This window comes from Azospirillum sp. P4_B5, from assembly GCF_056402275.1.
Genome location: NZ_JBFUHT010000020.1, coordinates 71,346 through 80,599 on the forward strand (window position 1 = coordinate 71,346; position 9,254 = coordinate 80,599).

The window sequence follows — 9,254 nt, forward strand, 5'->3', positions numbered from 1 at the left end:
TTTCAGGTCAGAAGCATTTCAGGTCGGCGGCGACCTGGGCTTGCCGGAACTCGTTCAGCAGATCCTTGATCCACCCGACATCGCGCATGAGCGCGGCGCGCTCTCCGGGTGCCTCCTGCATGCCCCGCGCGGTCTCCACCGCCACGTAGCTGTCGTAGGGGAAATGCGCGGCGATCTCGTCGATGCTGCAGGAGCATTTGCGCACGACGTCCGGCCCCTGGCCATTCGACAGCATGCAGCCGAGAACGTAATCGACGCGGGCGTAGGTGGGATAGCCGTCCTCGGCCTGTGCCGTACCGCAGCCGATCAAGAATGCGATCAACGCAACCGGAACACCATTCCTCGTCATCGGGTCGGGTCCATGCTGGTCTGTCCGAAGAAGCGCATCCTCATGGTGGGGCGATCAAGCATTCGGTCTCAAGCACGCATTTGGAGATCGCCGCGGGAACGACCGCCCAATCACCATCAGAATTGAATAAATTCGGCATTCATTGACCACAAAAAATCCATACGTATTTTCCGTTCCGCTATCCATTCGTAGGATGGCCGCACCATGATTGGACCGGTAGGCTTTCTGAAGAGGACTGGAGCCGCAGATGGTCCTGTCCATCCAACCAGGAACCGAGGGAGCGCATCATGAAGACTTGGCGCAAACCGAAAATCCGCGTGATCGCCGTCGGCACCGAAATCAACGCCTACGCCTGCGCACAGCTTTGATGGCGTGGTGACGGCGAAGCCGTGTGCCTCATCATGTCCACCACCGACCTTCCTGCGGGCAGCGCCGATACATGTCGCCGCTGCCCGCTCGCTCGCTTCAACAAGGCCACCGATCAAGGACCGGCTGAGTTTGGTCACCGGCCTCACGCCGGGCGCAGCGGCTCGAACCGGGCGAACCATTGCCCCGCGCCATCCGGCGTCGTGACGTCGTAGTACAGCGAGGACAGACGCAGACGGCCGGCGCCCTCCAACCGTGGCCCCGTCGCCATGGTGTGAAAGCTCTCCCCTCCCACCACGCGGTGCGCGATGGTGAGATAGAGCCGAGACAGCATCCCGTCCCGCAGCATGGTGGACAGCATGCGGGGGCCGGTCAGCAGATACACGCTGCGGAAGCCGAGGTTGCCGAGTTCCCGGACCAGAGGCCCCCCCTCCACCGATGCACCGTCTCCAGCCACGATCACCGGGAAGCCACGCGCGCGCAACGCGTCGACCCGATCGCGCGGGGCCTGCCGACCGGTTGCGATCAGAACGCGCTGCTTTTCCCGGATGACCGACTGCGGAATCGGAAAATCGAGGCTGGCGCTGGCGATCACGACGGCGGGTTGGGCGGACAAGCCGTTCTCCTGCCTCCACCGCCCGAGGTCGCGGTCCACGGCGCGCGTCCCGATCTGCAGCACGTCGTCCAGCCGACCCGCCGCGAGGTCGCGCAGATAGCCACCGTGCGTGACGAGGCAATCGGCCTGGGCCTGCAGTTCGAGGAACAGGCGGAAGTCGTTCTCGCTGGTGATCTCGACCGGAAGGCGGCTCGCTTCGCCATCCTGCAACGCGATGCGCCCGTCGAGGCTGCCGACGAAGCTCGCATAGACGAACGGCGCCGATGCGCTGCCCAGGGTATGGAGCGCGTCGGCCAGACAGAGCCCGGTCAGCACCACCTCTTCGGGCGGTCCCGGAAAAAGCCTCAGCACGCGCGCAGCCATACCCTACGATAGCACCGCCATTTGCGTGGCCAACGGCGCGGAAGGAGGGGGGCGCGGACGCCCTCCCCGTCAGGTGAACCAGCGGGCGGCATCGCCGGTCTGCCCGACGATGGTGACGCTCACCCCCGGCCGCAGATCGAACACGGTGTTGCCGTTCACCACCCTCGCCGACGCGATCACGTTTTTGAGATCGAGCGAGGGATCAAACAGCGCCAACCGGTCGGTTCCCGCGGTGAAATCCATCACCACCGAGCCGCCGGACGCGCCACCGAGGGCGAAGATGTCCGCCCCGGCACCACCCCACACCGTGTCGGCCCCCTGGTCGAGGAACAGGAGATCATCCCCCGCCCCACCGACCAGCGCATCGTCGCCGGCCCCGCCGAACAGCGTGTCGCTGCCGTCTTCACCAAACAGAGTGTCGTTGCCCGTCCCGCCATCGGCCAGGTCGTTGCCCGACCCCAGGGACAAGATGTCGTCGCCGGCGCCGCCAAACAGCGTGTCGTTTCCATCCTCGCCGAACAGCGTGTCGTCCCCATCGCCACCGCTGGCGATGTCATTGCCCATTCCCAGCGACAGGATGTCCTTGCCATCCTCGCCGAACAGCGCGTCGTCTCCGTCGCCGCCGAAGAGGGTGTCGTTGCCCATGCCGCCGAACAGAGCGTCGTTGCCGCCTTCACCGATCAGGATGTCGTTGCCGGCCCCGCCCCCCATCGTGTCGCTGCCCGTCCCGCCCCCCATCGTGTCGTTGTCGGCCCCGCCATCCATCAGGTCGTCGCCGTCGCCTCCGTGCATCAGGTCGTCGCCGTCGTCGCCATACAGCGTGTCGTTGCCGAGCGTGCTGGCCACCGTGTCGTTGCCGCCGCCGCCCGACAGGAGATCGTCGCCGGGGCCGAGGATGATCGACTGGCTGTTGGCGTCGCCATACACCACCTGGTTGCCCTCGCCCCCGCTCAGCGTTGCCGAACCGACGACCGCGGCGAAGGCCACGGTGTCGAGCTGGATGGTCAACGGTCCCGCGGCCCCGGTCGTGTCGATGACCAGAGCCGTTGGCATGGCGGAGCCCGCCATGGCGCCGGTGACCCGGACCGCTCCCCCGGGGGTCCCGGACGCGCTGAAGGCGAGGGTGCGCAGCAGCAGGGACGCCTGCTGCGCCAGCGTGGTCAGGAAGCGGACCCCGCCGCTGGAGAGGTCGGAGCGCGACGCTGATCCCGCCGTCGTGCGCGCCTCGATCGCCTGGATCAGGTCGGCCTGCGCCAGGGCCGTCCCCTCACGGGCCGTCGGGCCGCTCGCCGTCACGCCCACGCCGGTCGGCAAGCCGACCTGCAGCGTGGTCACCAGCGTCGGCTGCCCGGTGGTGGAGTCGGTCACCGTCTCCTGGACCAGCGGCACGTCGGCCAGACCGGCGTTCGGGCTGCTGGGGTCTTCCGCACGGCTGGCGGCCGGCGCCTGGACCACCACCGTGCTGACGGCCCGTCCGTTGGACTGCGACGCGGCCGTCTGGACCTGTGTGCCGTCCACCACCACTCCCGCCGCCTTCGCCGCGGTCGCGGTCCCGACCGCCGAGACGTTGCTCGCCGCGTCGGTCAGCGTGACCGCCAGGGACAAGGTGCCGTCGAGCAGGCCGGACACGTCGATCCCACCGACCGTACCGCCCGCCCCGGTGAGCGTTCCGGTCCCCGTCAGCGCACCGCCGCCGCCCGAGGAGGACAGCGTCCAACGGAAGTTCGCCCCGCTCTCCCCGCCGGAGAGGACGAAGCCGACGCTGCTCTGCTTGGCCTGGTCGATGGACGCGTCGTTGAAGGCCACCGACGGTGCCGTCGGGGCGACGGTGTCGATGACGACCGACAGGGCGCCGGACGCCGGACCGGTGTTGCCCGCCGCGTCGGTCGCCCGTGCGGTGAAGGCGTGGCTGCCGTCCGAGAGCGGCGTCGCGCTGAGATCGGCGACCCAGGCGCCTTGCGCATCGGCGGTGACCGTCGCCACCTCCGTCCCACCGTCGGACAGGACGACCCGGCTGTCGGCTTCCGCCGTGCCCCGCACGAACAGCCGGTTGCGGTTGGTGACGGTCACCGGCTGCGTGCCGCCGGAGTCGGTGCTCACCGCGGTGATCGTCGGGCTGCCGGGCGGGGTGACGTCCACCATCGGCAACGTCAGCGTGCCGGTGGCCGGCGTGGTGAGGCCGTCGCTGACCGTCACCGCGACCGTCGCCGTGGCAGCGGTGCCGCCGGTGATCCGCAGGGCGGCCAGGGTCGCGTTCACGTCGGCGACCGACCCGCTGATGGTCACCGTTCCGTCGCCCGCCGTCGCTACACTCGCCTGCCCCGCCGCGGTTGCCTCCAGGATCGCCTGGGACGGCGTCAGCGTCACCGTGATCGACGGGCTGTCCGGATCGGTGACCTGGATGCCCGTCAGCGCCGTGTCGAGGCCCTGGTCGAGGGTGATCGGCTGCGGCAGGGTGAGCGTCGGGGCGACCAGGGTCGCCGGATCGGCGATGGTCACCGCGATGGTCGCCTCGGCGTCGGTCGTCAGGGTACCGAGGTCGCTGGTCGTCACCCGGATCGTTCCGGAGGTCTGACCCGCCGTTCCGGTGAAGGTCAGGCTGGCCAGCGTTGCCGTGATGTCGGCCTGGGTGCCGAGCAGGCGCCAGACCCCGGCGGAGGGCTGGGTCAGGGTCACCCCGCCCTGCGCCGTCAGAGCCAGCGCGCCGTTGGTGGGGGTCAGCGTGACCTGGAGAGTCGGGCTGTCGTAATCGCTGACCGAAAGGCCGGTCACCGCCGTCACCACGCCGGAAACCACCGACAGGCTGGCGGGCGCGCTGTGCTCCGGCGAGGACAGCACACCGACGACCAGCAGGCCGTCGGCATCGGGCGTCAGCGGCTGGTCGTCGGAGGATTCGAAGCGGATCGACGCGCTGGTGACGTTGCGCGACGCGGTGAACTCAAGCTGCTGCAGCGTGCGGTTCACGTCCTCCAGCGAACCGGTGAGCCGGATCTTGCCGTTGCCGAGGTCGCTGGTCGTGGCCGAACCGTAGAGCGGCAGGGTGAGGGCGCCGTTGGTCGGCGTCAGCACGACGGTCATCGTGCCGCCGTCGACGTCCGTGATCTCCATCCCCAGCACCTCGGTCGAGCGGCCGGCGACCAGGGTCGGGCTGCTCGGCAGCACGTTGGCCGGCGGCGACTGGATGGCGATGGCGAGCGTGCCGGAGGCGTCCGGCGTCGAGGGATCGCCGTCGGCCACCGTCACCGCGATGCTGCCCGCCGTCTGTCCGCCGGCTCCGGTGAAGACCAGCGAGGCGAGCGTCGTGTTGACGTCGGCCACGCTGCCGCTGACCGTCACGGTGCCGTCGCCGGCCGTGCTGACCGCGGCGGGGCCGGCGAGGCCGAGGCTGCCGTTGCCGGGCGTCAGGGTCACCGTCACCGTGGCGCTGTCGCCGTCCATCACCGACAGGCCGGCGATGGCCGCGGCCGTTCCGGCCACCACCGTTTGAGCGCCGGGCAGGGTCAGCACCGGGTCGACCGGGTCCTCGTTGCGGATGGTCCCCGACGCCGAAGCGGTCTCGATCGCCGTCGCCGAGACGGACGGGTTGGACAAAGCGACGGCGAAGGTTTCGTCCGGCTCGATGTCCGTGTCGCCCGACACCAGGATGGTGATGGTCTTGGTCGCCTCGCCGTCGGCGAATGAGACGGTGCCCGACGGCAGGGTCCCGCCGAAATCGGCGGCGTCGAGCGTGGCGCCGCCCGCCCCGTCGCCGGCCGCGACCGTCCAAGCCACCGTCAGCGCGCCGCCCGTGTTGCCGGAGCGGGTAACGGTGAAGGTGAAGGCGGTGGTGCCCCCCGGGTTGGTGCCGTCCCCCTCGCGCTTGTCGGCGTCGGTCGCTGCGATGGCGAGGCGCGACGGGATGACCACGGCGACCTGGGCCGCGCTGATCTGCTGCTGGAGGTTCGTGCCGGTGAAGGCGGTGACGGCCCCCGACACGTCGCCCACGGCGGTGCCGTTGCGCAACTCGTCCGCCGCCGTGCCCTGCGCCACCACCTGGGCCTGGGCCATCTGGGTCAGCCCGTCGACGCCGCCGCTGTTGGTCGTGCCGGCGGAGATCACCGCGCCGTTCGACGCGGCGATGACGTTGGCGGCACCGCTCGTCACCGCGGTCAGCTTCACGCTGTCCACGGCCCCGATGCGCCCCCCGGCGGCGGCCAGGATGGCGGCGATGACCACCGGATCGGCGAGGTCGATCGTGCCGCCCGCCGGCACCGCCTTGACCGCATCGGCGATGGCGCCCACCAGCGCCCGCCCGATCACGCCGCTGGCCCGCGGCGTGCCGATCACCACCCCGGCGAGCACGGCGCTGCCCTGGACGATCATGTTGGCGACGCTGGCGGCGGCGGATTGCGTCTTCAGCGCCGTCGCGATGGCCGCGGCGCCCGCACCGGTCGTGGTCACCGCGACGATGGGGTCGTAGGTGAGGAGATCGATCCCGGCGTCGAGGCCGAGCTTGCTCTTCAGCTCGGTCGCCGCCGCGGCGATCTCGCTGTCCGTTCCGGCAAGCCCCGCCATGCCCATGATGATGGTGGTCAGCGGCGTGATGACGGACGCCGAGCTTGGAGCCTCATAGACGCCGGTGAAGGGCAGATTGGTCGAGATGTCGGTGCCGCCGATCATGACGATGGGGCCGCCCCCCCCGGGGATCGACCAGTTCCCCACCGCGTTGGTGGTCCCGAACGCCTCGCCGGCGTCGAGCTGGCCGTTGGCGTTGGCGTCGGCGAACACCGTGGCGCCGGCGATGTAGCCGTCGATGGCGTGGCCGCCGCGGACGTTGACCAGCACATGGCCGGTGACCGGCGCCGCTGCTCCGAAGCCGAGGTTGGTGATGGCGTTGCCGGCGCTGTCAAGGATCTGCGCGCCGTTCGGGTCGATGGTCCCGGCGACCACGATGCCGTCGTTGTCCAGATCGTCCGCACCGACGGCGTAGCGGAACACCAACTTGCCGGACTCCACGCGCAGGAAGGTGGCGTAGCGGGTCTGGGTCCCGATGGTCAGCGCCAGCCGCGGCGCGCCGGTGCCGGAGACGCTGACCGCGTCGCTGAAGGCGACGGTAAAGTCCAGCGTGTCGCCGCGCGCCGCCAGATAGCGGCCGGCGGTCGGGCCGGTCACCGCGGTGATCGTGGCGGCACGGTCGTCGTTGAGGATGGTGCCGGTCGCCGTCGCGGTCTCCACCGTGATCTTGGCATCGGCCACCGTGGTCGATGGGGAGAAGAGCAGGACCCGGAACTGCTCGTTGCCTTCGATCTGTCGGTCGCCGCTGACCGGCACGGTGATGGTCTTGCTGGTCTCGCCGGCGGCGAAGGTGACGGTGCCGCTGGGCAGCGTGCCGCCGAAATCGGCCGCGTCGGCGAGGCTGCCGGTCAAGCCGGTCGTGTCCACCTGCCATTTGACCGTGGTGGCACCCGAGGTGTCGCCGCGCCGGGTGATGGTGTAGGTCAGGTTGGCAAGGCCGCTGTTGCCCTCGGCGATCGACAGGCTGGACGGGGCGAGGCTCAGCCATTGCACCGGTGTCAGACTGATCGTCACCGCCCGGCCGACCAGGTTGGTCCCGTCCGAAACGGCGTAGCTGAAGGACCCCGCAGCCCCGGTGGCGCCGAAGGGCGGCGTGTAGATCACCGCGGCGAGTTGGTCCGGCGTCAGCGTGTCGCCGACGGCGAGCGCCGTGCCGTCGTAGCGCTGGAGCGTCCCGACCGTTGGCAGACCGGTGACCGTGATGGTCAGCGGATCGCCTTCCGGATCGACCGGCTTGTCGATGGACAGGCCGACGCGGCTGGAATTCTGGTCGATGGCGACGTGCTTGGCCTCCTGCACCGCCGGAGCGGTGTTGATGCCCCGCACGGTGATGGTCAGCGTCGCAGTGGAGGTCGCTCCGGCCTGGTCGGTGACGGTGTAGCTGACCGTCTCCTGCCGGGTCTGGCCGAACGGCAGAGTGCCGTAGCCGCCCGTCGGGTCGAAGCTGTAGCTGCCGTCGGCGTTCAGCGTCAGCCGGCCGCCGCCGGCCAGCGTGATCGCCCGGCCGACGTTGGCGGCGTCGCCGTTCACCGCGCTGACGGCCAGCCGGTCGCCGACGTCGGGATCCGTGTCGTTGGCGAGCACGCCGCTTGCCGCAACCACCGCGACCGGGGTGAGCCGGTCGGTGTCTCCCGCATCGTTCGCCGCGACGGGCGCATCGTTGACGTTGGCGACCGTGATGGTCAGCAGGTCCGAAACCGTCGCGCCTGAGGAATCGGTCGCGGTGACGCGCACCGTTCGGGTGCCGACGTCGGCGTTGCCCGGCGTACCGGACAGGCGCCCGGTGGCCGCATCGAAGCTGAGCCAGGCGGGCAGCGCCGAGCCGTCGCCGCTGGTCGCGCTGAAGGTCAGGCTGTCGCCGGTGTCGGCGTCGGTGAAGGCTCCCGCCAGTACCGTGTAGGAAAAGGCCTGCCCCTGGTCCATGTTGCTGGTGCCGAGCGCCTGGGCCAGCACCGGGGCGTCGTTGACCGATAGGATATTGACGCTGGTCGTGGTGTTCGTCGCCGATGCGCCGTCCGCGTCGGTGACCGTCACGGTGAAGGCCGTGATCTCCTGCGAGCCCGGAGCGGCCCGGTTGGCCACCGGCTGGAAGTCGAGCAGCCGCAGGGCGGCCTGGGCCGCCGCCGCGGAGCTGGCGTTCAGGGTGTAGATGCCGGCGGCGGACTTGGCAAACCCGCTGGCGGTGAGGCTGCCGGTGGTGAAGACGCCGGTGGCGTCGCCGGCCGTTCCGCCAGAGTCGCGGACCGTCACCACGACCGTCTGGGCTTGGGCGACCTCGTTATCGGAGACGGTCAAGGTGATGAAGGGCTGGCGGCTGGCGGTGTCGTCGGCCGCTTGCACGGCCACGGCGCCACCGATGACAGGAGCCGTATTGCTGGGTGGATTCCGAGTGTCGATGGCATAGCCGGCCGACGTCGCCACTCCCGTCGGAGTGTTGCCGGCGGCGTCGCTCCAGCCGGTGGCGATGGTGATCCGGCTGTCGGAAGCCACCGTTTCCGCGGTTGGGGTCAGGGTGGCCGTATAGACCAGCCCATCGCTGCCGGGTAGGACCGATAGGTCCGACAGCGTTCCGTTCTGTACGGCAACGGCCGAGAGGGAGAAGCCAACCGGCTCCTCGCTGAAGGTGAAGGAGACGGTTGCTGTCTCCCCCACCCCAATGGTCGTCTTGCTCAGCGCAATGGCGACAGACGGCGCCCCGGTGTCGATGGTCACGGTCAGCGCGGACGAGGCGGCCGAGCTGTTGCCCGCCGCGTCGGTCACCGTGGCGCTCAGCGTGTGGGCACCGTCGCTCAGCGAAGCCGCCGTTACCGTCCAGGCCCCGACCGCCGAAGCGGTCACCGTGCCCAAGGCCGTCGCACCCTCGTACAGCACGACCACGCCGGCCTCGCCCACCGTCCCGGTGATCACCGGAGCTGTCACGCTGGTCACCGTGTCCACGGTCGAGCCACTGTTCGATGCCGTCGCCAAAGCCAACCCGGTCGGCGAGGAAACACCGGTGTCGATGGT

At 70.1% G+C, this 9,254-nt stretch carries 4 protein-coding genes; all 4 read right to left on the reverse strand.

The window, feature by feature from the left end; genetic code table 11:
• Window positions 1-7: 7 nt before the first annotated feature.
• Window positions 8-322 carry a hypothetical protein gene (locus tag AC1DVI_RS17330; protein ID WP_149163626.1) on the reverse strand — a complete coding sequence of 105 codons (315 nt, stop codon included), beginning with the start codon at window positions 320-322 and terminating at the stop codon, window positions 8-10.
• A 143-nt stretch (window positions 323-465) separates the two neighbouring features.
• Window positions 466-855: a hypothetical protein gene (locus AC1DVI_RS17335; RefSeq protein ID WP_476959016.1), complete on the reverse strand. Its 390-nt coding sequence runs from the start codon at window positions 853-855 to the stop codon at window positions 466-468.
• 5 nt (window positions 856-860) lie between these two features.
• A complete protein-coding gene (locus AC1DVI_RS17340) occupies window positions 861-1,682 on the reverse strand; it encodes a RibD family protein (protein ID WP_476959017.1) in 822 nt (273 codons plus the stop codon).
• Window positions 1,683-1,763: 81 nt separating this feature from the next.
• Window positions 1,764-9,221, reverse strand: a complete 7,458-nt coding sequence (locus AC1DVI_RS17345) for an Ig-like domain-containing protein (protein ID WP_476959018.1) — start codon at window positions 9,219-9,221, stop codon at window positions 1,764-1,766.
• Window positions 9,222-9,254: the final 33 nt, after the last annotated feature.